Below are 20,672 nucleotides of genomic sequence, written 5' to 3'. Positions count from 1 at the left end.
CTAGGTCCGCAGCACCGACAGTTGGGCCAGGAGGGTGCGGGGAGGCGGTGGGGCGGGACGCAGGGTGTCGACGGCCCGCACGCCGACACCGCGCACGGAGGGGTGGGTGGCCGCAGGCAGCTCCCACCAGTCGCCGGTGACGGCGAGTGCGACGCCGGTGGCGGCGAGCACGGCCAGACAGACCGTGGACGGATCCATCCCGTGGTCGCCGCCGTGGGCGTCCTTGGCACCGTGCTGCACCGGCAGTACGGACGTCGACGGCAGGTGGGGCGGGTCGAGCGCCCCTTCGACCAGAGGGCCTGCCACTGCCGCACCTGGCCCGGAGACCGGACCCCGTCCGGCGCCCTGATGGGAACCGTCCTCGGAGGAATCGACCTCGTGGGAGCCGTAGCGGGCGGTGGGGTGCGAGGTGGTCGGGTACGGGGACTGCTCGGGGGCGGCCGTGGCGCTCGACGGCGCGGGATGCCCCACCGTGTGCATGGTGGCGAGGCCGAACAGCAGCGCGACCAACAGCAGCAGCTGTCCCGTCCGCCGGCCGTTCCCCAGTTCCATGGAGGGAATCTTACCCCCACCGGGTATATGAACAGCGCGTACCCATGGGTAGGCGATCATGTGTCGACGACAGCCCTGGTACCCATCGGCCCGCTCGCCGGGGCACCGGACGACGGCCCAGGTGCCTGTTGTCTGGTGCCTGGGCGACCAACCCCGGAGGATCAGGCACCATCACCGGCCCGGCCCCGTGCCCGGAGCACCGGACGATGCCGGCAGGAGCGCTCTGGTGCCTCGGTTCCGGCCTCAATGGCGCCGATCAGGTCGCTGATCTGCTCCAACGTGGCCGTGCCGATACGGATCTGGTGGGGTCGGTCTTGAACACAACTGGTGCAGGCCGGATGCGGGGTGACCTTGATCCGAGGGGCCAGGCGGCGGAGCCGGCCGCGGAGGCGGTCCGTGATCCCTTCGGTGTTTCGCCCGTTGGCCGGGTTGGCTCGGGGCGGATGCTTCCCCCCGAGAACCGTGATCAAGGTGAGGGCGTCGCTTGCGCTGATCGTCCCGATCTCCACGCCCAGATCGTTGATCCACGTGTCGCTGACCTCTACGCCGGCAGCATGGAGGGCGGCGCCCAGGCGATGCTTGAGGAGGCCGGACTCCGGCATCTCCTGCCAGATCAGAGTGGTCAAGCGCTTCGCGTCGGCGGGGGTGGCCAGGGTGAGGAAGGGGCCCCGTTCATACCAGGGGGAGACGGTGATCTGCGCGTTGACCTCCTGCCTGTGGAGGGCCTGTTGCAAGGTACGGCGGTCATCGTCGCAGTCCAGCGGGTAGGCAGGAACCCCTGCCAGGGTGAATCGGATCGGGGAGTGGAAATGCACCGTAACCGCCTCTGAAGCGGTCTGGTCCACGAGGGCCCAATGGCCACGGGCCTTCAGGGCCTCGATCAGCTCGCGCATGGCGAGGTCAACTTCTGAGAGGGCGTCGCTGAAGGCCCCGGTGGGCGAGTTCATGGCATGTCCTGAGATGTCGAGAGGGCGGGGCGGCGTGGGGGCCTGGAGGTCACTCAGTGCGGTGAGCTGAGGGTCCTGTTGTCACGGCTTCCGATGTGCGGCCAGGGGGTACCGAATGAGCTGAGGTCGACTTGGGCGGAAGTCCTCCACGACCAGGCCGTCAGCTTGTATCGACCTGTCCAGTCAGCGGCTTCCAAGGAGAACTCGTGACCGGCCTTGAGGTCCTGCACGACCTCGCGCCGAGCGTCTTCATCCGCGATCCAGGCCCGTAGCAGGGTCGGCGCGTCACCGAGGTCGAGATCGAGCGCTGTCCGGGCGTCGACGGAGAAGAGCGCAGCCGACCACGGAACGTCGGGATCGGGATCCAGGCCGTTGGCGAGGCGCTCCGCCTGCACACACAGCCACCGCACCGCTCGCGCTGCATACGGAGTCACGAACGCACCGAGACAGATGGGCTTGGGCTCGGGAGGCTCGGGGAGACAGTCAGCGGCCACCTCGGCCCAGTACAGGAAACACTCCTCAAAACCCGTACCGTTCCGCGACGAACGCTGGGGGAGCCCGCTCACCGCGGCGTGGAGTGGTCGCCGGCTGCAACGATGGCCCAGACGGCCTTACCACCCTGGTCCAGGAGCTCTACGCCCCACTGGCCTCCGCAGTGCGCAGCCACGAGCGCCAGACCCCGGCCCGATTCAGCCTGGTCACCCACGCTTCGACTACGGGGGAGGGCCTGAGACTCATCCACCACCGCCACCCGCACAGACGTCCGGTCCTGCCTCGTCACGGTCACCCGAATCCGGGGCCCCGACGCGTGCACGAAAGCGTTCGCGACTAACTCCGACACCACCAACTGCGCCGCGTCGGCCACGTTTTCCAAGCCCCATGCGCTGAGCGCCGAGGACACGAGGCAACGGGCGCTCCGCGCCGACTCAGGAACCCTCGGCAGAGTCTCCGTGTAGACGGGACTGGCCGCGATGGCAGTGGTGTTGTCTCTTCGACCTGCCGCATCGTGCGACCCGCTCAGGACGTTCTGCCCCACGGTGACCAGGGCGGTGAGTCTGTGGGGCGGGCAGAGCACACCGGGACCGCTGGGAGGGACCACCCACCACGGGCCTTCGTCCCGGTGCTCCTGCACGTCAGGTGCGGGGACATGGAGTAAAGCCCGGTGGGGGTGCGCCATCGTGCCGACCATCGCCCACCGCATTCCAGCGGCTGCCGGTACGAGAGCCGTGTACGACGGCCCCCGGCCGAAGCCGGCCTGAGTGAAGAAGACCGGTCCCCCTTCAAGGAGTTCGGCGAGCGGGTCCGCGCACTTCGTCGGCTCCGCCAGACCGATGGCGGCATGAACCAGGTCAGCCGGGACAGTGATCGCCCCGAACAACTCACCGGGACGCAGCCAAGCAGCCCCGACCTCCTGCCACTCCCGAGACGCCTGCGGCTCCGACGGGCCAGCGGCCAGTATCCAGCGACCAGAGGAACGACCGCCACTGGCTACTAGCTGTGTGATCTTGCCATCCGACAAGGGGTCCATGAGGGCTCCTCAGTCCGGGAGCAGCCGCCGCAAGTGTGTAAGGCGGTCGGCTGCCATCCGCTGAGATAGATGCGGATAAAACGGGTGTCACGGGCAGTGGAGAGGTCAGCCCGAGGGGGAGGTGATGAGGGTGTACGGATTGCGGAGCGGGTCTGCGTGACTACTCAACGGCATGACCTGAGCCGTCGGGGAGGGCGATACGGGAAATTCAACTCTCCTGCGGATAGGCCGATTTGACCCCTGCTTTACCTCTGTTGGCAGCCGGATTCCTCTACGCTCATCAAGTGCTCCCGACCCAAAATGTGAAACTTGTCGCATGGATGACTGATCACGGGGTCAGCTCCAACTTGCTTGCAGAACAGGTAAATCGGGCCATCGGAGATCTCACTGGGAAGCCTGGCGGCGTCGATGGGTCGACGGTGCGCGACTGGCGTGCCGGAAGGGTCCGGTGGCCCAAGACCGTCACCCGAATCGCTCTTCAGCAGATCACCGGCCTGACCGCACTCGAACTAGGGTTCATTCCCAGGGGCAAGTCCTCGTCGACTCCCAGCCCGCAACTGTCCGAGGAGGGAGATCCTGTGAAACGCCGCAGGTTCATCGCTGCCGGTACCGGACTCGCTGCCGGAATCACCTCCGCTGCCCCCTTCACCCTGGGTGCAAGCGATGTGCAGCGCTTGCAAGACGATCTGGGCAACCTGTTGCGACTCGATGACCAAAATGGCGGCGGACCCGAGCTGGAACGGAGGGCGGTCTCCCTGAGCGACCACGCCGTAAGCCTCCAGACAACCGGTCGCGCTACCACGCGCATCCGCAGCCGGCTCTACTCCCTGGCGGCTTCCTTCCGTGCGCTCGCCTTATGGGCTGCGATCGACTCACGACGGTTGGACCAGGCAGGCCGCCATATGGAGACGGCTGTGACTCTGGCCGGGCTATCCCGCGACGGGCTGGTCCAGCATCAGGTGTGGCGCTTTGCTTCCAGTCTGGCGATCCAGCGCGGAAACTGGATCGAAGCCACTGCGGCCAACGAGGCCGCAGCTCTGACCTCCGTACACCGCAGGGATCCCCTATACGCCTCCCTTACCAACGCGCGTCTCGCCGTGACGCTGGCCAAGCAGGAGCCGGCCCGGGCGCGGCGAGCATTGGACCGCGCGGAACTTGCCTTCGGTCGAGCAGATCTAGCAGCCCACCGGCCGGTCGCAATGGAGTTCTACACCCGGAGCGAGTTGGACGGCCTGCTCGGAGTCGCCCACCTTCACCTCGGCGAGCCGGAGGCTGCCGAAGCCCGCTTTCATCGTTCCATCGCCGGACTTCGCCCCGAACAACACCGCAACCGCGCCTACTACACAGTTCACGCAGCGCAGGCGCAGCTACGACAGAGAGACATCGAGCAGGCGTGCGCTACAGCTGCCACCGTGATTCCGCCGCCGTGGTCGACAGAGAGCGGGCGCATTCCTCACATGCTCGGTGGCTTCACCAAGCAACTTCGGGTCACCGCACCCGACGCCTCAATCACCCGCGAATGGCTCCACCAAATTCGCGCCGCGGACTGAAGAGGAACTGATGACTGACTTTCCCCTGACGTTGCGTCGCTTCGGACTTCAGGACGTCGACACCGTGCGAGACACACTTGTCGACACCTACGCCGAGGTATACGCAGACAGGCTCGCCGAACCCTTCCTGTCCCTGCACCGGTTCCAGGAGCGATTGCAGGGTCACATTTCCCGACCCGGGTGGACCGCAGTCGTCGGCTACGACGGCGATCAGGCGATTGGCTACGCCTACGCTGCCCCGCTTCCGGAATCCCCCCGCTGGTGGGTGGGACTGACCGACCCGGCCACCGGGCTCGACACGACGGAGACCGGTTCGCGGACGTTGGCTCTGTTTGAGCTGATGGTCCGGACTCCCTGGAGGAAGACCGGCACAGCGCAGGCCATCCACGAAGACCTCTTGACCGGCCGTCCTGAGGAACGTGTGACGCTGATGGTCGAGCCACACAAGCCCGGCGTTCGGCGCCTGTACGAGCGGTGGGGGTATGCGCGTGTGGGCAGTGTGCAACCGTTCCCGGATTCCCCCACGTACCACGTCATGCTTCGTGAGTTGGGCGGGGATCAAGGGGCCGGTAGTAGATCCTTGATCTAGACCGCCTCGCCCGGCCGTCAGGTCAGAGAGGGGAGTGGGGGCTGCCCCACTGCACCCCGGCGTGTCCTGCGAGGGGTGGTGGACGGTCCGGCCCACGATCGAGGTGCACCGATCTGAGGTCGTCTCGATCGACTCGTGGCCCGAACTCCGCTGGACGTAGGTGAGACCGTGTGAAGCCGAGAGCAGTGCGTCGACGTGCGAACGTCGGAGGTCGTACTGGGTGGGGAACCTCTCGTACGGCGGTAGTGCCCCGGACGGCGGCCCTTCGCCCACGGGCGGAAGAGGTGCCGTGATGTGGATCCGGATCGCCGGCGTACCCCACCACGTACGCGTTGAGGGCTCCGGCCCGCTCTGTGTGCTCAGCGCCGGGCTCGGTCTCACCTGGTTCGACTGGGACCCCGTCGTCCCCCTGCTCGCTCCTCACCGCACGGTCGTGCGCTTCGACCGCCCTGGGCACGGGCTGAGCGGCCCAGCCCTCGTCCCGCCCTCGCTAGCCGGGGAGGCCCACCGGATCGCGGCTCTCGTGCGCGCGCTCGACCCGACGGGACTCCCGGCCCATGAGCCCCGGACCGGCGTGACCGTGGTCGGACACTCCATCGCCGGGTTCCACGTCGAAGCCTTCGCCCGACTCCACCCCTCGATGACCGCAGGCGTGGTCCTGGTCGACTCCAGCGTGGAGGAGGGCGTCCGCACCCCGGCCGCCCCCGCACTGCGGAGCGCAGCGGCCCTTGGCGTGGGCAGCGCCCTCGGTGCCGTTGGTGTCCCCGCGGCCCTTGGCCCCACCGCCCGCCGACTGGCCGTACGCCTCGCCCGTACCGGGGGCGGCGACCCGGCCCCCCGTGAACTCGTCCGCCGCTGCTACGCCACGACCCGCGTCCTGCGGGGAGCGTTGTTGGAGAACGCGCACTACCGCGCGGTTGCCGTCGAACTCCTCGCCCTGCGCGAACGCCGTCCCCTGCCCATCGGGGTGCCCGTCACCGTTCTCGCGGCTTCGAGGGGCGGACGGCGCCGACTGGCTCGGCAACAGCGGCTCGCCACCGTACTGGGCGCCCGCTACCGCGAGATCGGGCCCGCGGGCCATCTGCTGATGCTGGACCGCCCGGACGCGGTGGCCCGGGCGGTGCTCGACATGGGCGGCGCCGGTCAGCCCCTGGCGTAGACCCGCTCCACCCACCCGGCGAGTTGTTCGTCCGAGAGGTGCTGGGCTAGATCAGCCTCGCTGATCATGCCCACCAGCCGCTTGCCCTCGATCACCGGCAGTCGACGGATCTGATGGACCTCCATCTCCTGGAGGACGTCCTCCACCCCCGAGTCGGCCTCGATCCAGCGCGGCGTGCCCTTGGCGAGCTCACCGGCGGTCACCTTGGCCGGATCGTGGCCGAGGGCGACGCAGCCCACGACGATGTCACGGTCGGTGAGAATGCCGCAGAGCCGCTCATTGGCATCGGCGATCGGCAGCGCCCCCACATGGTGGGCACGCATCAGCTGCGCGGCTCGGTCGAGGGTCTCGTGTGCGGGAATCCACTGTGCCCCGCTGTGCATGATGTCCTTGGCGGTGGTCATGACGTTCGCGCCTCCTGGTACGTCACAGCTGCCCCGCGGGCAGCTGAAGGTCCGGGCGAACTCATCGTCATGGGGCCATTGGGAGTACGCGACCGCTGTAGGCCACATGGGTGAATATGGTGCGGGTGACACCGACGAAGGGGATCGGAATGGCGCGGCTGACCTTGCAGATCAGGGGCCATGAGCTGCCCGGCAGCAGCTGCGGCGAGTACCGCCATGTCCATGTGGGCACCCAGCGGGGCAAGAACCCCGAACAACTGGTGTCGGCGGACGTGTCCGAGGCGGTCTTCGACATCCCCGTCGAGACGGTCGGTGCCGCCGACGGCACCACCGATTTCAAAGGACCGCACGTCCAGGGCCCTCGCGGATCCCGATTCATCTATCTGACCTGGGGCGAGCTCCCACCAGAAGGCGAGTTCGCGATGTTCCGCCGGGCGAAGTTCTTCCTCGCCGACCTTCCGCCCGAGGCGGCGGCGGGAGGCACCGTGCGTACCGATGTCGCTCTGACGGACGACCGGGGGCTGCCCCTGTGCGCGGCGGTCCGCCCGCCCCGGATCACCTGGCGGTTCTCCGGAGCGGACGAACGTGGTTGAGCAAGCGGCTCAGGTACGCACCTGAGCGCCCCGCCCCTTCAACAGATCCACCATCAGTTCCACCTCGGAGCGCTGGGCGTCGACCATGCCCTGCGCCAATTGCTTCTCGGGCGCCACCGTGCACAGACGGACACAGCCCTCGGCCATGGCCACCCCGCCGTTGTGGTGGACGATCATCAACTGGAGGAACTCGACCTCGGCGGCCTTGCCGCTCAGGGTTCCGAGCTTTTCCAGCTGCGCCTTCGTCGCCATCCCCGGCATCAACGAACCCTCCCCGGCCGACTGCTGCCCGGAGTGTCCGCTGTGGTCGCCGCCGCCCTGTGACATCCAGGCCATCGGCTCGCTGCCCGCCGTGGTGACCGGCAGCCCCCACAGGTCCAGCCAGCCCAGCATCATGCCGCGCTGATTGGCCTGGGTGTTGGCGATGTCGTACGCCAGCCGGCGGATCTCCTCGTTCTTGGTGCGATCGCGGATGATGAACGACATCTCCACCGCCTGCTGGTGGTGGAGCGACATATCGCGGGCGAATCCCGCGTCCGCGGAGTCGGACGCAGGCGTCCGGGAGCCGTCGCCGTCGCCCGCGGAAGCCACCGTCGCGGCCCCGGCGAACAACAGCGCCAGGACGACCGCCGCGATGGCGGCCCAATGGGTACGTGTCATTGCGATCACCGCCCGTTCACTAGCTCCTCAGGCCGCCCGTGCAGGCCGCGCCCTTCTCGGGAGTCTGCTCGCCCAGCACGTACTTGGTGAAGAACTGCTCCACCCGCGAGTCGGACGCCTTCTCGACGGTGAGCTGCTTGCCCCAGGCACTCAGCATGATCGGGCCGGCCTGGTCCTTGACCGGGCTCATCAGCGTGTACTGGTTGCCCTTGACCCGCTTCTCCAACTTGGCCACGTCGGCCTTGGCGGCCTTGTCGTTGTACGTCACCCACACGGCGCCGTGCTCCAGGGAGTGCACGGCGTTCTCGTTCGGGATCGACTCCTTGTAGACGTCACCGTTGCAGTTCATCCACGCCTGGTGGTGGTCACCGCCGACCGGGGGCGTCATGGGGTACTTGACGGCCTGCTTGACGTGGGTGCGGCCGAGCTTCTTGGCGTCCCAGGTCTTCTCGTCCTTGATGGGTTCCTTGGCCTGGGCGACCTTCTGATCCTGCTCGTCGTTCTCCTTCTCCAGCACATAGACGCCGAAGCCGATGAGCGAGGCGACGACGATGCCGCTGAGGCTGATGGTGAGGATGCGATTGCGACGCTCGCGGGACTGGTCGGCCTTGCGCATGGCCTCTATTCGGGCGCGGCGGTCGTCGCTGGTCTTACGGGAAGCCATGGTGTGTCGTCCTTCTTCACTGGGTGATCGATGGGGGTGTGTGCGGAGCTGTGGGGGAGCGGACCCGTTGCGGCCCACCTCCGGATCCCGGTCGGGTTGTCTGCCCCGGCCGGTCCGAAAGGAAGGCACTAGGTCCGCAGCACCTGAAGGACGTGCAGATCGGGAGCACGCGCCAGCGCCCCGGAGCGCGTCGAACGATCGACTGCGGGCGCTGTGTCACGGCGGACGCCCTGCTCGCCGGCGTCGACGGGGTGGTCCGGCGGCGGCGACGTCAGTACGGCGGCGCTGACCTCGGGCAGCAATCCACAGGCCCCGTTGTCGTAGGGGCAGGAGAAGGCCGGCGGCACATCGCCCGCGGCCGGCGCGGGAGCGTGGTGATCGGTCAGCGCGCCCAGACAGATGACGAGCGCGCCGAGGAGCGTCGCCACGGCACTCAGCAGTGCCGCGGGACGCGTGCTACGCGTGATGAGGTCGAGCCGCGAACCCCCCATGGCCGTGATCGTAGCGAGCGAGCCCGCCGAGCACCTCATACGGGGCGGCCAAAACAGCTTTCGCCAGGTGGCCGGAACCACCCGGGAACCGCCCAGGGCGCCCTCAGGGTCGTACGGCGGTGCACCCTGACCCACAATGGGGCTCAGCGCTGGTGCGCAATGTGTCGGAAACCCATGGATGGGATGCTCGCGGGAGCGGACGGCTCGACCAGCAATGAGTGGGTGGAAGGATTGGGTGGCAATGGATAAGCAGCAGGAGTTCGTGCTCCGCACGTTGGAGGAGCGCGACATCCGCTTCGTGCGTCTGTGGTTCACCGACGTGCTCGGCTTCCTGAAGTCGGTCGCGGTGGCCCCCGCCGAGCTTGAGCAGGCGTTCGACGAAGGCATCGGCTTCGACGGATCCGCAATCGAGGGCTTCGCCCGCGTGTACGAATCCGACATGATCGCCAAGCCGGACCCGGGCACCTTTCAGATCCTGCCCTGGCGTGCGGAGGCCCCGGGCACGGCCCGGATGTTCTGCGACATCCTCATGCCCGACGGCTCCCCGTCCTTCGCCGACCCCCGCTATGTGCTCAAGCGGATGCTCGCCAAGACCTCCGATCTGGGCTTCACCTTCTACACCCACCCGGAGATCGAGTTCTTCCTGTTGAAGGACAAGCCCCTCGACGGCAGCCGACCCGTGCCCGCCGACAACTCGGGCTACTTCGACCACACCCCCCAGAACGTCGGCATGGACTTCCGCCGGCAGGCGATCACCATGCTGGAGTCCATGGGGATCTCGGTGGAGTTCAGCCACCACGAGGGCGCCCCCGGCCAGCAGGAGATCGACCTGCGGTACGCCGACGCACTCTCCACCGCCGACAACGTCATGACCTTCCGGCTGGTGATGAAGCAGGTCGCGCTGGAACAGGGCGTACAGGCGACCTTCATGCCGAAACCGTTCAGCGAGTACCCGGGCTCCGGGATGCACACCCACCTCTCCCTCTTCGAGGGGGACCGGAACGCCTTCTACGAGTCCGGTGCGGAGTACCAACTCTCCAAGGTGGGCCGCTCCTTCATCGCCGGCCTACTGCGCCACGCGGCGGAGATCTCCGCCGTCACCAACCAGTGGGTCAACTCCTACAAGCGCATCTGGGGCGGTTCGGCCCGCAGCGCGGGCGCGGGCGGCGAAGCCCCCTCGTACATCTGTTGGGGCCACAACAACCGCTCGGCGCTGATCCGCGTCCCGATGTACAAGCCGGGCAAGACGGGCTCCTCGCGGGTCGAGGTGCGCTCCATCGACTCGGGCGCGAACCCCTACCTGACCTATGCGGTGCTCCTGGCCGCGGGCCTCAAGGGCATCGAGGAGGGCTATGAACTGCCGCCCGGCGCGGACGACGACGTATGGGCGCTGTCGGACGGCGAACGACGGGCGATGGGCATCGAACCGCTGCCGCAGAACCTCGGCGAGGCGATCTCCCTGATGGAGCGCAGCGAACTGGTCGCCGAGACGCTGGGGGAGCACGTCTTCGACTTCTTCCTGCGCAACAAGAAGCAGGAGTGGGAGGAGTACCGCTCCGAGGTCACGGCCTTCGAGCTGCGGAAGATGATGCCGGTGCTGTAGGCGCAGGTGAGAGCGAGTCATCTCCGAAACGACCATCAGGGCCAGCGGCCGTCAGCCGCTGGCCCTGAGTCGTCTCGCCCGCCCCGGGCCGTCTGACGTCGAAACCGGTCTCCGCGGATTGTCAGCGTGCTGTCGTAGCCTCATGGGATTGATCTCCTCGACCCAACGGGGGTGGGCATGGCGACGTGGCTTCTGGCGTGCAACCAGGAGATGTTCGAGCTCGACAGGTACCGGCAGGATGGGCACAGCCTCAGGTCCTGGAGCGTCGGGAGGCACCTGAAGGAGTTGGCCGACGGCGACGAGTTCGTCATGTGGGTCACGGGCCCTGGTGGAGGGCTTGTCGGCCGGGGGCGTATCACTGGTGTGCCGACGCAGCAGCCGAGTGCCCCGGATGAGTACTGGCAGCAAGACCCCGGAACGCGCTGGTACGCGCCGCTGGTCATGGATGAATGGCTCACGCAGGCGATCCCACGGCAGCGGTTCAAGGCGGACGCGCGCTTCGAGCAGCGGTCGCCGCTGAACACCTTGTTCGCCACGAATCCGCACCGGGTGTCCGAGGAGCAGTGGAGCGCCTTCGAGGAGGCATTCACGGCCGGACAGATCGTGGACACCGCGTCTGCCTGGCACCTCCTGCCCGGCCAGACCATCAAGCGCAAGGAGCTGCACGACCGCTACGGCGGTAGCCGCCAGGGCGGTATGAGCAAGTGCGCCAAGTCGAAGAACGTGCTGCTGTTCAGCGACCCCAAGACGGGTCACCAGCACGGCTACTTCGACAAGTGGGCCGAGGACGGCACGTTCCACTACACGGGCGATGGACAGATCGGACCGCAGACCTTCGAGACCTTGGGCAATGCGTCCACGCGTGACCATGTGAGTCTCGGGCTCGCCTTGCGGCTCTTCGAGGGGTCACGCGGCATCATTCGATATGTCGGCGAGTTCGCGGTGGACCCGGAGCAGCCGTACTCCTGGGGTGAAGCGCCGGAGACGGGCGGCGGTCCGCTCAGGCCCGTCATCCAGTTCCATCTGGCGCCGGTCGGTCGCTCCACCCAGCCGGCGGACGTTCCGGTCGGTTGTGGATACCGCGAGGCGGACGAGTCGGTCGCCCCGTCCCCTGCCCAGCTCAGCCCCCCGGACTCGGATCTCGTCGGGAGAAACCTCAAGGCGCACCGCAAGCTACAGAACGACCTGGCCAAGGCCGCCGTCGCGCGTGGACTGGAGGTGTTCTCGCCAGGTGTCGCGGACCCCGACTTCGATCTCGGATGGCGTCTGCCCCCTGCCGATCTGACGGTGTGCGAGGTGAAGTCACTGACGCCCGCCAATGAGACCCGTCAACTACGCACGGGGATCGGACAACTTCTCGACTACCACGACAGGCTCAGGGACAGGGCTGCTTCCGTAAGGGCCGTCTTGTGGGTGGAGCGCGAGCCGTCGGACTCTCGATGGGTCGCCCTGTGCGAGCGGGTCGGCATCACCCTTGCTTGGCCCGGTCGTGAGGACGATGTGCTCGTGTGAACCCCTGCCGGTGCTGTAGGCGCCCGCCGCAGTAGTCGCCCCCGTACGACGGGCCGCCGGGAATCCGATCGGTGGTCCGTCGTTTCCGGGCTCTCAGGGCTCCTCAGGGCTGCCGGGATGCGGAGCGCCGCTTGTGCGGTGACCCTGGAGTAGAGGGGGACGAGCGCAGAAGGGATGACCCCATGTCCGTGATGGACAAGCTCAAGAACATGCTCAAGGGCCACGAGTCCCAGGCAGACAAGGGCGTCGACCGGGCCGGTGACAAGGTCGACGAGAAGACCCAGGGCAAGTACACCGGCCAGGTGGACACCGCCCAGGACAAGATGAAGGGCCAGTACGGCTCCGGTGGCACCTCGGGGCAGGGACAGCCCCCGCAGACCTGACGTACGGGAGTCACCCCGCCCCCTGCGCCCCGACGCCGACCCATCAGGGGGCTCGGCACCAACACACTGCTGGGTGCTGAGGGGAGTCCCGGTGCGCCCGGTGGTCCGTAAGGGCCACCGGGCGCACTGCGTGGCGCTGCTGACGAGGACCTTCCGGGCCGGGGCTCAGCGGTCCGACAGGGGCGACGGCGCCTCCTGGATCGCCCAGCCGTTGCCGTCCGGGTCGCGGAAGAAGGCGAAGGAGTTCCACACTCCGCCCGGACCCCCCTCCCAGCCGCTCTCACCCACGTGCTGGATCTCACTGATGTCCACCGCGCGCTCCACCAGCGCCGCCCGGGCCGCCGCGAGGTCTGTCACGCACAATTGGAGCCCCTGGAGCGCGCCCGGCGCCATCGACCGCTGCCCCGGCGCCAGAGGGAACCCTCCCATCAGGGCGATCGAACAGCGCGAGCCAGGCGGCGTGAGTTGGACGATGCGCACGCCCGGCGCGACCTCTTGATCCAGGTCGAGGCGGAAGCCGCAGCCCTCCTCGTAGAACTTCTTCGAGCGGTCCAGATCGGTCACCGGGACGGTGACGACCTCAAGCGTCAACTCCATGAGCGGGACTTCCTCCCTGTAGGTATCGGTGGGTCGAACGGTCGCCGGGGGCGATTCAGCCCTGACCGAACCGCCAGCGCGTCATTCCGTACGGTCCCTTGGTGAAGCCGAAAGCGGTGCGCGGCTCCACCCGGAACACCAGGGCCGGGCCACCCTGCCCTACGAATACCCCGTCCTGCACCTCGAAGGTCCACTCCGAGCCGTACTTGCTCGTGTACGCGCCCGCCAGCGAACGCAGCCGGGCATCGTCGGTCACCCGCTCCGCCGTGCCCTCGACCACGAGGTCACAACCCCCGTGCAACGAGTTGACACCGGTCGTGAGCACCACTTCCCCGTTCTCGGCGATGTTCTTCGCCTTGCGCTCGTCCTGACCGGTACAGAAGTTGAGCCCGTTCTCGTGCCACACCGCGATCAGCGGAGTGACGTGCGGGCGACCGTCGGGACGGACCGTCGACAACCAGAAGACCTCGGCCGCCGTCAACAACTCCACCGCCTCGGACCAGTCCTCGGCCGCGGCCTCGTCCTCGCTGAAACGGGTGATCAACTGGGTCAATGGGGGAGGGGATGCGGAGTCGACCATGGGGGGTGGTCCTCTCGTACGGGTGCGGTGCAACGTTTCGTCGCGGTCGGAGGTCGCCGAGCCGAGTGCAAGGGAGACTGCCTCCGCGGCCCATACTCATCGCTCGGGCGCGGACCACAGGGGACCGCCGCGCGAAGCTGCGGCTAGTCTCCCTTGCAGACCTTGATCGCGGCCCGGTACGAGCGCCGGGCACGGGGCTAGCGCGGGGCGAGCGCGGAACGGAGGCGACGGGATGACGGCGGTTCCCGGGCGCAGGAGCAGTACCTTCACACGGTTGCTGCGGCACGGTTTCACCGACCCCGCCGCCGCCGAGAGACTGCTCGACCTGCCCGTCCTCGCCCCCGTACGGGACGATTCCGTACTGCTGGACGCACTGGGCGCCGCGGCCGATCCCGACCTCGCGCTGCGCAGCCTCGTCCGCCTGGTCGAAGCACAGGACCCGGACGAGCCCCGCGTGCTCCTCGACACCCTCGTCACGGCCAAACCCCTGCGCGATCGACTCCTCGGCGTCCTGGGCGCGTCCGAGGCGCTCGGCGACCACCTGGTGCGCCACCCCGGCGACTGGCGGGTCCTCGCCACCTACGAGTCGACCGACCTCCACCCCGGCGTGGCCGACTTCGAACGATGCCTCGCCGACGCCGACGACCCCGTCTCCCTGCGCATCGGCTACCGACGCTGTCTGCTGTCCATCGCCGCCCGGGACGTCTGTGGAACGACCGGCGTCGCCCAGACCGCGGCCGAACTCGCCGACCTCGCCACCGCGACGCTCAGGGCCGCCCTCGCCATCGCCGAGGCCGCGGCCCCCGAGGACGCAGCGAGTTGTCGACTGGCCGTGATCGCCCTCGGCAAGTGCGGCGGCCATGAACTCAACTACGTCTCCGACGTCGACGTCATCTTCGTCGGAGAGCCCGCCATCGGCGTTGACGAGAACCGGGCCGTCCAGGCGGCCACCCGACTCGCCTCCCACCTCATGCGCGTCTGCTCCGAAACGACCGTCGAGGGCACGATCTGGCCGGTGGACGCCAATCTGCGCCCCGAAGGCCGCAACGGACCCCTGGTGCGCACCCTCTCCAGCCATCTGGCCTACTACCAGCGCTGGGCCAAGACCTGGGAGTTCCAAGCCCTCCTCAAGGCCCGGCCGGTCGCCGGCGACCCGGTGCTGGGCGACGAGTACATCGCCGCCGTCTCCCCGCTGGTCTGGCAGGCGGCCGAGCGGGAGAACTTCGTCGCCGACGTGCAGAAGATGCGCCGACGGGTCATCGACAACATCCCCGCGGCCGAAGTGGAACGCGAACTCAAACTCGGCCCCGGCGGACTGCGGGACGTGGAGTTCGCCGTCCAACTGCTCCAACTCGTCCACGGACGCGGCGACCACACCCTCCACAGCGGCAGCACCCTGGAAGCGCTGGAGGCCCTCGCCGAAGGCGGCTACGTCGGACGGGTGGACGCCGCCCAACTCGACGACGCTTACCGCTTCCTGCGCGCCATGGAACACCGCATCCAGCTCTACCGGCTGCGCCGCACCCATCTGGTCCCGGAAGGCGACGCCGACCTGCGCCGACTCGGACGCTCACTGGGGCTGCGCACCGACCCGATCGCCGAACTGAACCGCTCCTGGCGGCGCCACGCATCGGTGGTGCGAAGGCTGCACGAGAAGCTGTTCTACCGACCCCTGCTCGACGCCGTCGCCCAACTCTCCCCGGTGGAGGCCCGACTCAGCACCAAGGCCGCCCGGGAACGACTCGAAGCGCTCGGGTACGCCGACCCGTCCTCCGCCCTGCGCCATCTGGAGGCGCTGGCGTCCGGAGTCAGCCGCAAGGCCGCCATCCAGCGGACCCTGCTGCCGGTGCTGCTCGGCTGGTTCGCCGACTCCGCCGACCCCGACGCGGGACTGCTCGGCTTCCGCAAGGTGTCCGACGCCCTCGGCAAGACACCCTGGTACCTGCGGCTGCTGCGCGACGAGGGCGCGGCGGCGGAGAACCTCGCCCGCGTCCTGTCCGCCGGGCGACTCGCCCCCGACCTGCTGCTGCGCGCCCCGGAGGCGGTGGCCATCCTCGGTGACCCGGGCGGCCTCAACCCGCGCCGTCGCGACCATCTGGAACCCGAGGTCCTGGCGGCCGTCGGGCGGGCGGCGAACGCCGAGGACGCGGTCGCCGTGGCCCGCGGGGTGCGCCGCCGCGAGTTGTTCCGTACCGCCGCCGCCGATCTGATCGGCTCGTACGGCACCGAGGAGAGCCCCGCCGAGTCCGACCCCGGCGCCCTCGTCGACCGGGTGGGTCTCGCCCTCACCGATCTCACCGCAGCCACCATCGCCGGCGCGCTCCGCGCCGCTGTCGGCGCGCACTGGGGCGATGTGCTGCCGACCCGGTTCGCCGTGATCGGAGTGGGACGCTTCGGCGGCCGGGAACTCGCCTACGGCTCGGACGCGGACGTGCTCTTCGTCCACGAGCCCCGGCCGGGAGAGGACGAGCAGGAAGCGGCCCGCGCCGCCAACACCGTTGTCACCGAGATGCGCAGGCTCCTCCAACTGCCCACCGCCGACCCACCGCTCCTCATCGACGCCGACCTGCGGCCCGAGGGCAAGAGCGGGCCCATGGTCCGCACCCTGGCGTCGTACGAGGCGTACTACAGGCGCTGGTCGCTGGTGTGGGAGAGCCAGGCCCTGCTGCGGGCCGAACCCATGGCGGGCGATCCCGACCTCGGAGCCCGGTTCATCGACCTCATCGACCCGCTGCGCTACCCCATGGAAGGACTCGGCGAGGACGCCGTCCGCGAGATCCGTCGGCTCAAGGCACGGATGGAGTCCGAGCGGCTGCCGCGCGGCGCGGACCCCACCCTCCACACCAAGTTGGGTCGCGGCGGACTCAGCGACGTGGAGTGGACGGTCCAACTCATCCAGATGCAGCACGCCTGGACGGAGCCCGGGCTGCGCACCACCCGCACCCGCCCGGCCCTGCGAGCCGCCCACCAGGCCGGGCTGATCGGGACGGAGGACGCCCAGACCCTGGATGAGGCATGGGTACTGGCCACCCGGGTACGCAATGGGGTGATGTTGGTCCGCGGCCGGGCGGGGGACACCTTTCCCTCCGACGGCCGTGAACTGGCGGCACTCGGTCGCTACTTGGGCTACGACCCCGGGCATGTCGGCGACATGCTCGACGACTACCGAAGGACGACCCGGCGGGCGCGCGGTGTGATGGAGACCCTGTTCTACGGGGCCTGAGGCGCCGGCCGTTGATGGTGTGACCACCGGTGGGGCCGACCCGAACGGCTTCGCCCGTACGCGGTCGACACGCCCCACCCCGGGTCGTTCGGTCCGACGCCCGCGATCCCTACGGTGGTGGGGCGACTTCCGCCGTGCCGGTGGTGCCCGCTGCACTTCACCCCGACATCGACCGACTCGCCGACCATCTGCCCGCGTCCTGACCACCGGAGGAGCCCCATGCCGACCCGGTTGACCCGGATCACCCTCGCGTCCGTGCTCGCCCTGCTGATCGCCGTCCTGCTGCCCCAGCCCTCCGCCGACGCACAGGGCAGCCGAGGACCGGATCGCGTACGGGTCGTCGAGGAACGTCGCGTCGCCCCGCGGATCGTCGATCTGACCCTGGACACACCGTCCCTGGACACCCCCGGGAAGGTGCGGCTGCTGACCCCCGACGGCTGGGACGAGCGCGACCCCCGGGACCGCTGGCCGGTGCTCTACCTGTTGAGCGGCGGCGACGGCGATCACGAGACCTGGACCCGGGAGTACCTGGTCCAGGACCGACCGGAGCTGCGCGATGTGCTGGTGGTGATGCCGTCGATGCCGCTGTACGGCTTTTACAGCGACTGGTGGAACCACGGCGAGGGCGGTCCACCGGCCGTGGAGACCTTCCACCTCGACGAGGTCATGCCCCTGTTGGAGCGCTCGTACGGGGCCGGGAAGCAGCGCGTCGCGGCTGGCGAGTCCCAGGGAGGCTACGGCGCGGTCGCCTATGCCGCACGCAGACCGGGGCTGTTCCGAGCCGTGGCCAGCTTTAGTGGTTTCGTACATCCCTCGCAGCATCCCCACGCGGTCCGCGCGGGCATGACCTACCTCGGACTCGACTGGCTCGCCCTGTGGGGGGATCCGATCCTCCAGCGCGCCCGCTGGCACGCCCATGACCCCTACTACCTGGCAGAACGCCTACGGGGCACCCGGGTGCACCTGTCCAGCGGCGACGGGACGAAGGGAGAGCTGGACCCGCCCGACGTCCAGCCCGACCCGCACATCCCGGGGCTTGAGGACCCCGACGACCCCTTCCCCGCCGAGGTGATCTCACCGACCGAGGCCATCATGGAAGCTGAGTCGAAGACGCTGGCGGACCGGTTGGCAGCGGCCGGAGTGCGGCTCAGCACCCACTTCTACGCCGGCACCCACTCCCCGCCGTACTGGTGGCGGGAGCTGGATCGCACTCTGCCCGCGCTGTTGGCGGAACTCGGGCCGACCGACCGGCGCGGCTCGCGGACCTCGCAGACTTAAGGACAGCCCTCAGGCGTCGAGAAGTCGGCGGAAGTGCTCCACGCAGGCGTTCAGCCCCATCTCGAACGCCGCGTCGGACTGTCCCGCCGGCACCGCGGCCAGCGCCCTGGCCAGGGTGGGAGTGCTGTCGTCGTCCGACAGTTCCCACATGGTCTCGGGCGCTGCCAGGTCGAGGGCCGAGCCGAGCACCACGTTCTCCACGGCGGTGATCACCGTCAGGACCGACGGGAGGGCGAATCCGGCGTCCAGTAGGGCGCGCACCGCCTGCTCGTATCCCTCCAGGACCCGGGGTGCACGGATCGGGGACGCCATCAGCAGGGGGATTACCCGGGGATGGGCGGCGAAGGCGGCCCGGTAGGAGCGGGCCCATCCGACCAGGGCGCTGTCCCAGGGCGAGTGCTCCAGTACCGAGGTGTCGATCGCACCGGCGACGCGCTCCCGCATCAGTTCGATGATGCCGTCGCGCCCTTCGACGTGGTGGTACAGCGAACCTGTCTGCACCCCGAGTTTCCGGGCGATCTGCGGCACGCTGAACTCGCCTTGTGCATCGACGAGCTCCAGTGCGGCGGTCGTGATGCGCTCCCGATCGATCAGAGGTGTGCGCGGCCGTCCCATGTCTGCGATCTCCCCGTGTCTTCCCTGAACCCACGGCAGAGGCTACATTGCCAAAACCGAAAGGCTTTAGGTTTATGGTCTGACGTCCACCGACCTCCAGTGAAGGAGTGCCTCGTGCCCGCTGCCGACATCATCCTGACCGGCGCCCGGATCCACACCCTGGACCCCGCCCGACCTCGGGCAACCGCCGTGGCGATCAAGGACGGGACCATCACCGCGGTCGGTGACACGGCGGACGTACGGGACTGGAACGGCCCCGGCACCGAGACGGTCGACCTCACCGGCGCCACCCTCACCCCCGGACTGACCGACGCCCACAGCCATCCCGTATGGGGCTTGGAACTGGCGACGGGCATTGACCTCTCCGGCGTCGGCGACCTCGCGGGGCTCCTGGCGGCACTCAGCAGCGCACCCCGGGTCGACGGCTGGGTGTTGGGCTACGGCCTCGACCACAACGCCTTCGAAGGCCGCCCCCTCCACCACACCCTGATCCAAGGCGCACTGAACGGTGCCCACGCCTACATCCGGCTGTACGACGGCCACTCGGCGCTCCTGGGCGAAAGCGCCCTCGAACTCGCCGGGATCGATGGGCCGCGCACCTTCGACCAGCGGGCCGAAGTGGTCTGCGATGTCGAAGGACGCCCCACCGGCCATCTGATCGAGCACGCGGCCATGGACCTCGTCGCCCCGGTCCTGCCGCGCACCCCGCAGGCCGAACGCCGGACCCAGCTGATCGACCTCCTGTCGGCGATGGCCGCCACCGGGCTCACCTCGGCCCATGCGATGGACCTCGGGGGAGGCGCGCTGGAGTTGCTACCTGCGGTCGAAGCGGAGGCGGACCTCCCGTTGCGCCTACGGCTAGCACCCTGGTGCATGCCCGGCGCATCGGACGACGACCTCGCCGAGCTGATAGCCCTCCAGCGGCAACGGGGCCGCAACTGGCGCGTCGGCGGGGTGAAGTTCTTCATGGACGGCACGGTCGAGGGCGGTACGGCCTGGCTGGAGCAGCCCGACTGCCACGGCCAGGGTGCGGATGCCTTCTGGCCCGACCCGAAGGCATACAGCGCGGCAGTGCGAAGGCTGCACGAGGCGGGGGTGCCGACCGCGACCCACGCCATCGGTGACGCCGCCGTCCGCCATGTGCTCGACACCGTCGAATCGTTGGGCGCCGGAGGCCCGCGCCACCGCATCGAACACATCGAAACCGTCCCGGACGACCAGATCCCCCGATTCGCCCGGCTGGGCGTGGTCGCCTCCATGCAGCCCCCGCACACCGCGTTCACCCGCGCCGACCACACCGACGAGTGGTCACAGCGCCTCGGCGGCGAACGTGCGTCCCGGGCCTGGCGCTGCCGGGATCTGCGTGATGCCGGTGCGGTCCTGGCCATCGGCTCCGACTGGCCGATCGCCCACTTCGACGCCCGCCAGGTCCTGGCCATGGGCCGCCACCCCAAGGGCGCCTCCCGGGACGCCGGGCTCACGGGCCTGATGGCGCTGGAGGGGATGACCACGCACGCGGCCCACGCCGCCGGTGAGGAGACCGTGGCGGGTCGCGTCGCGGTGGGCCACCGCGCCGACCTGACCGCCTTCGGCCTCGACCCGATCGAGTCCACACCGGACGAGCTCGCCGACGCCCCGATCCCCCTGACGATCACGGCGGGCCGCATCGTCCACCGCGCCTGAAGACCGGAAGGGCCTTCGTCACGCGGATACCGGCCCCCCCCGCCTACTTTCCCGCTCGGCC

The 20,672-nt window shown here is 69.0% G+C and carries 21 protein-coding genes; 10 read left to right on the top strand and 11 right to left on the bottom strand.

Features of this window, described 5'->3' with window-relative positions; all coding sequences use genetic code 11:
- From OID54_RS11645 to OID54_RS11630, 4 genes are all read right to left on the bottom strand, one after another.
- Positions 1-552, bottom strand: coding sequence for a hypothetical protein (locus OID54_RS11645; protein ID WP_329017871.1), 552 nt, complete (start codon positions 550-552; stop codon positions 1-3).
- 161 nt (positions 553-713) lie between these two features.
- Positions 714-1,499 (bottom strand): hypothetical protein, encoded by a 786-nt coding sequence (locus tag OID54_RS11640; RefSeq protein WP_329017868.1) that lies wholly within the window; start codon positions 1,497-1,499, stop codon positions 714-716.
- A gap of 53 nt (positions 1,500-1,552) precedes the next feature.
- A complete protein-coding gene (locus tag OID54_RS11635) occupies positions 1,553-1,933 on the bottom strand; it encodes a hypothetical protein (protein WP_329017865.1) in 381 nt (126 codons plus the stop codon).
- 128 nt (positions 1,934-2,061) lie between these two features.
- Complete coding sequence (locus OID54_RS11630; RefSeq protein ID WP_329017862.1) at positions 2,062-3,027, bottom strand: ATP-binding protein; 966 nt, start codon at positions 3,025-3,027, stop codon at positions 2,062-2,064.
- Positions 3,028-3,605: 578 nt separating this feature from the next.
- Between OID54_RS11630 and OID54_RS11625 the strand changes: the two genes are divergently transcribed.
- The 3 genes from OID54_RS11625 (at position 3,606) to OID54_RS11615 (ending at position 6,325) form a co-directional block, all read left to right on the top strand.
- A complete protein-coding gene (locus tag OID54_RS11625; RefSeq protein WP_329017859.1) occupies positions 3,606-4,577 on the top strand; it encodes a hypothetical protein in 972 nt (323 codons plus the stop codon).
- 10 nt (positions 4,578-4,587) lie between these two features.
- Positions 4,588-5,166 (top strand): GNAT family N-acetyltransferase, encoded by a 579-nt coding sequence (locus tag OID54_RS11620; protein ID WP_329017856.1) that lies wholly within the window; start codon positions 4,588-4,590, stop codon positions 5,164-5,166.
- A 292-nt stretch (positions 5,167-5,458) separates the two neighbouring features.
- The gene (locus tag OID54_RS11615) at positions 5,459-6,325 is read left to right on the top strand and encodes an alpha/beta fold hydrolase (protein ID WP_329017853.1); all 867 of its coding nucleotides are present in this window, start codon (positions 5,459-5,461) and stop codon (positions 6,323-6,325) included.
- Here the strand turns inward: OID54_RS11615 and OID54_RS11610 are convergent.
- Positions 6,310-6,729 carry a CBS domain-containing protein gene (locus OID54_RS11610; RefSeq protein ID WP_329017850.1) on the bottom strand — a complete coding sequence of 140 codons (420 nt, stop codon included), beginning with the start codon at positions 6,727-6,729 and terminating at the stop codon, positions 6,310-6,312. The genes OID54_RS11615 and OID54_RS11610 overlap by 16 nt on opposite strands.
- A gap of 149 nt (positions 6,730-6,878) precedes the next feature.
- Between OID54_RS11610 and OID54_RS11605 the strand changes: the two genes are divergently transcribed.
- Positions 6,879-7,322, top strand: a complete 444-nt coding sequence (locus OID54_RS11605; RefSeq protein ID WP_329017847.1) for a DUF5990 family protein — start codon at positions 6,879-6,881, stop codon at positions 7,320-7,322.
- A gap of 9 nt (positions 7,323-7,331) precedes the next feature.
- Here OID54_RS11605 and OID54_RS11600 read toward each other — a convergent pair whose 3' ends face one another.
- The 3 genes from OID54_RS11600 to OID54_RS11590 form a co-directional block, all read right to left on the bottom strand.
- Positions 7,332-7,982, bottom strand: a complete 651-nt coding sequence (locus OID54_RS11600) for a DUF305 domain-containing protein (RefSeq protein ID WP_329017845.1) — start codon at positions 7,980-7,982, stop codon at positions 7,332-7,334.
- Between the two features lie 19 nt (positions 7,983-8,001).
- Complete coding sequence (locus tag OID54_RS11595) at positions 8,002-8,646, bottom strand: DUF3105 domain-containing protein (RefSeq protein ID WP_329017842.1); 645 nt, start codon at positions 8,644-8,646, stop codon at positions 8,002-8,004.
- A 128-nt stretch (positions 8,647-8,774) separates the two neighbouring features.
- Positions 8,775-9,137, bottom strand: coding sequence for a hypothetical protein (locus OID54_RS11590; protein WP_329017840.1), 363 nt, complete (start codon positions 9,135-9,137; stop codon positions 8,775-8,777).
- A gap of 241 nt (positions 9,138-9,378) precedes the next feature.
- Between OID54_RS11590 and OID54_RS11585 the strand changes: the two genes are divergently transcribed.
- The 3 genes from OID54_RS11585 to OID54_RS11575 all read left to right on the top strand — a co-directional run bounded on the left by OID54_RS11585 (position 9,379) and on the right by OID54_RS11575 (position 12,635).
- Positions 9,379-10,740, top strand: a complete 1,362-nt coding sequence (locus tag OID54_RS11585) for a glutamine synthetase family protein (RefSeq protein ID WP_329017836.1) — start codon at positions 9,379-9,381, stop codon at positions 10,738-10,740.
- A 177-nt stretch (positions 10,741-10,917) separates the two neighbouring features.
- Positions 10,918-12,252, top strand: a complete 1,335-nt coding sequence (locus tag OID54_RS11580; RefSeq protein ID WP_329017833.1) for a hypothetical protein — start codon at positions 10,918-10,920, stop codon at positions 12,250-12,252.
- A 182-nt stretch (positions 12,253-12,434) separates the two neighbouring features.
- Positions 12,435-12,635 carry an antitoxin gene (locus OID54_RS11575; RefSeq protein ID WP_329017829.1) on the top strand — a complete coding sequence of 67 codons (201 nt, stop codon included), beginning with the start codon at positions 12,435-12,437 and terminating at the stop codon, positions 12,633-12,635.
- A gap of 165 nt (positions 12,636-12,800) precedes the next feature.
- Here the strand turns inward: OID54_RS11575 and OID54_RS11570 are convergent, their stop codons facing one another.
- Positions 12,801-13,232, bottom strand: a complete 432-nt coding sequence (locus OID54_RS11570) for a VOC family protein (protein ID WP_329017826.1) — start codon at positions 13,230-13,232, stop codon at positions 12,801-12,803.
- A gap of 55 nt (positions 13,233-13,287) precedes the next feature.
- Positions 13,288-13,812, bottom strand: a complete 525-nt coding sequence (locus OID54_RS11565) for a pyridoxamine 5'-phosphate oxidase family protein (RefSeq protein WP_329017823.1) — start codon at positions 13,810-13,812, stop codon at positions 13,288-13,290.
- 232 nt (positions 13,813-14,044) lie between these two features.
- Between OID54_RS11565 and OID54_RS11560 the strand changes: the two genes are divergently transcribed.
- Together OID54_RS11560 and OID54_RS11555 are read left to right on the top strand one after the other, a co-directional pair.
- Positions 14,045-17,035 (top strand): bifunctional [glutamine synthetase] adenylyltransferase/[glutamine synthetase]-adenylyl-L-tyrosine phosphorylase, encoded by a 2,991-nt coding sequence (locus tag OID54_RS11560; RefSeq protein WP_329017820.1) that lies wholly within the window; start codon positions 14,045-14,047, stop codon positions 17,033-17,035.
- A 219-nt stretch (positions 17,036-17,254) separates the two neighbouring features.
- Entirely contained in the window at positions 17,255-18,313 is a 1,059-nt protein-coding gene (locus tag OID54_RS11555) for an alpha/beta hydrolase (protein WP_329017817.1), read from the top strand.
- A 9-nt stretch (positions 18,314-18,322) separates the two neighbouring features.
- Here the strand turns inward: OID54_RS11555 and OID54_RS11550 are convergent, their stop codons facing one another.
- The gene (locus tag OID54_RS11550; protein WP_329017815.1) at positions 18,323-18,928 is read right to left on the bottom strand and encodes a TetR/AcrR family transcriptional regulator C-terminal domain-containing protein; all 606 of its coding nucleotides are present in this window, start codon (positions 18,926-18,928) and stop codon (positions 18,323-18,325) included.
- Positions 18,929-19,042: 114 nt separating this feature from the next.
- Between OID54_RS11550 and OID54_RS11545 the strand changes: the two genes are divergently transcribed.
- Positions 19,043-20,611: an amidohydrolase gene (locus OID54_RS11545; RefSeq protein ID WP_329017814.1), complete on the top strand. Its 1,569-nt coding sequence runs from the start codon at positions 19,043-19,045 to the stop codon at positions 20,609-20,611.
- The last annotated feature ends 61 nt before the right edge of the window (positions 20,612-20,672 follow it).

Source organism: Streptomyces sp. NBC_00690, from assembly GCF_036226685.1.
In the GTDB taxonomy this organism is placed as follows: Bacteria; Actinomycetota; Actinomycetes; order Streptomycetales; family Streptomycetaceae; genus Streptomyces.
This window is presented reverse-complemented; position numbering and strand designations above follow the sequence as displayed.

Excerpts from the sequence above, each read along its gene's own strand:
- OID54_RS11620 (WP_329017856.1), top strand. The coding sequence starts at position 4,588 with ATGACTGACTTTCCCCTGACGTTGCGTCGCTTCGGACTTCAGGACGTC.
- OID54_RS11595 (WP_329017842.1), bottom strand. The coding sequence starts at position 8,646 with ATGGCTTCCCGTAAGACCAGCGACGACCGCCGCGCCCGAATAGAGGCC.
- OID54_RS11600 (WP_329017845.1), bottom strand. The coding sequence starts at position 7,982 with ATGACACGTACCCATTGGGCCGCCATCGCGGCGGTCGTCCTGGCGCTG.
- OID54_RS11590 (WP_329017840.1), bottom strand. The coding sequence starts at position 9,137 with ATGGGGGGTTCGCGGCTCGACCTCATCACGCGTAGCACGCGTCCCGCG.
- OID54_RS11585 (WP_329017836.1), top strand. The coding sequence starts at position 9,379 with ATGGATAAGCAGCAGGAGTTCGTGCTCCGCACGTTGGAGGAGCGCGAC.
- OID54_RS11570 (WP_329017826.1), bottom strand. The coding sequence starts at position 13,232 with ATGGAGTTGACGCTTGAGGTCGTCACCGTCCCGGTGACCGATCTGGAC.
- OID54_RS11555 (WP_329017817.1), top strand. The coding sequence starts at position 17,255 with ATGCCGACCCGGTTGACCCGGATCACCCTCGCGTCCGTGCTCGCCCTG.
- OID54_RS11560 (WP_329017820.1), top strand. The coding sequence starts at position 14,045 with ATGACGGCGGTTCCCGGGCGCAGGAGCAGTACCTTCACACGGTTGCTG.
- OID54_RS11610 (WP_329017850.1), bottom strand. The coding sequence starts at position 6,729 with ATGACCACCGCCAAGGACATCATGCACAGCGGGGCACAGTGGATTCCC.
- OID54_RS11575 (WP_329017829.1), top strand. The coding sequence starts at position 12,435 with ATGTCCGTGATGGACAAGCTCAAGAACATGCTCAAGGGCCACGAGTCC.
- OID54_RS11615 (WP_329017853.1), top strand. The coding sequence starts at position 5,459 with ATGTGGATCCGGATCGCCGGCGTACCCCACCACGTACGCGTTGAGGGC.
- OID54_RS11550 (WP_329017815.1), bottom strand. The coding sequence starts at position 18,928 with ATGGGACGGCCGCGCACACCTCTGATCGATCGGGAGCGCATCACGACC.
- OID54_RS11565 (WP_329017823.1), bottom strand. The coding sequence starts at position 13,812 with ATGGTCGACTCCGCATCCCCTCCCCCATTGACCCAGTTGATCACCCGT.
- OID54_RS11640 (WP_329017868.1), bottom strand. The coding sequence starts at position 1,499 with ATGAACTCGCCCACCGGGGCCTTCAGCGACGCCCTCTCAGAAGTTGAC.
- OID54_RS11580 (WP_329017833.1), top strand. The coding sequence starts at position 10,918 with ATGGCGACGTGGCTTCTGGCGTGCAACCAGGAGATGTTCGAGCTCGAC.
- OID54_RS11645 (WP_329017871.1), bottom strand. The coding sequence starts at position 552 with ATGGAACTGGGGAACGGCCGGCGGACGGGACAGCTGCTGCTGTTGGTC.
- OID54_RS11630 (WP_329017862.1), bottom strand. The coding sequence starts at position 3,027 with ATGGACCCCTTGTCGGATGGCAAGATCACACAGCTAGTAGCCAGTGGC.
- OID54_RS11605 (WP_329017847.1), top strand. The coding sequence starts at position 6,879 with ATGGCGCGGCTGACCTTGCAGATCAGGGGCCATGAGCTGCCCGGCAGC.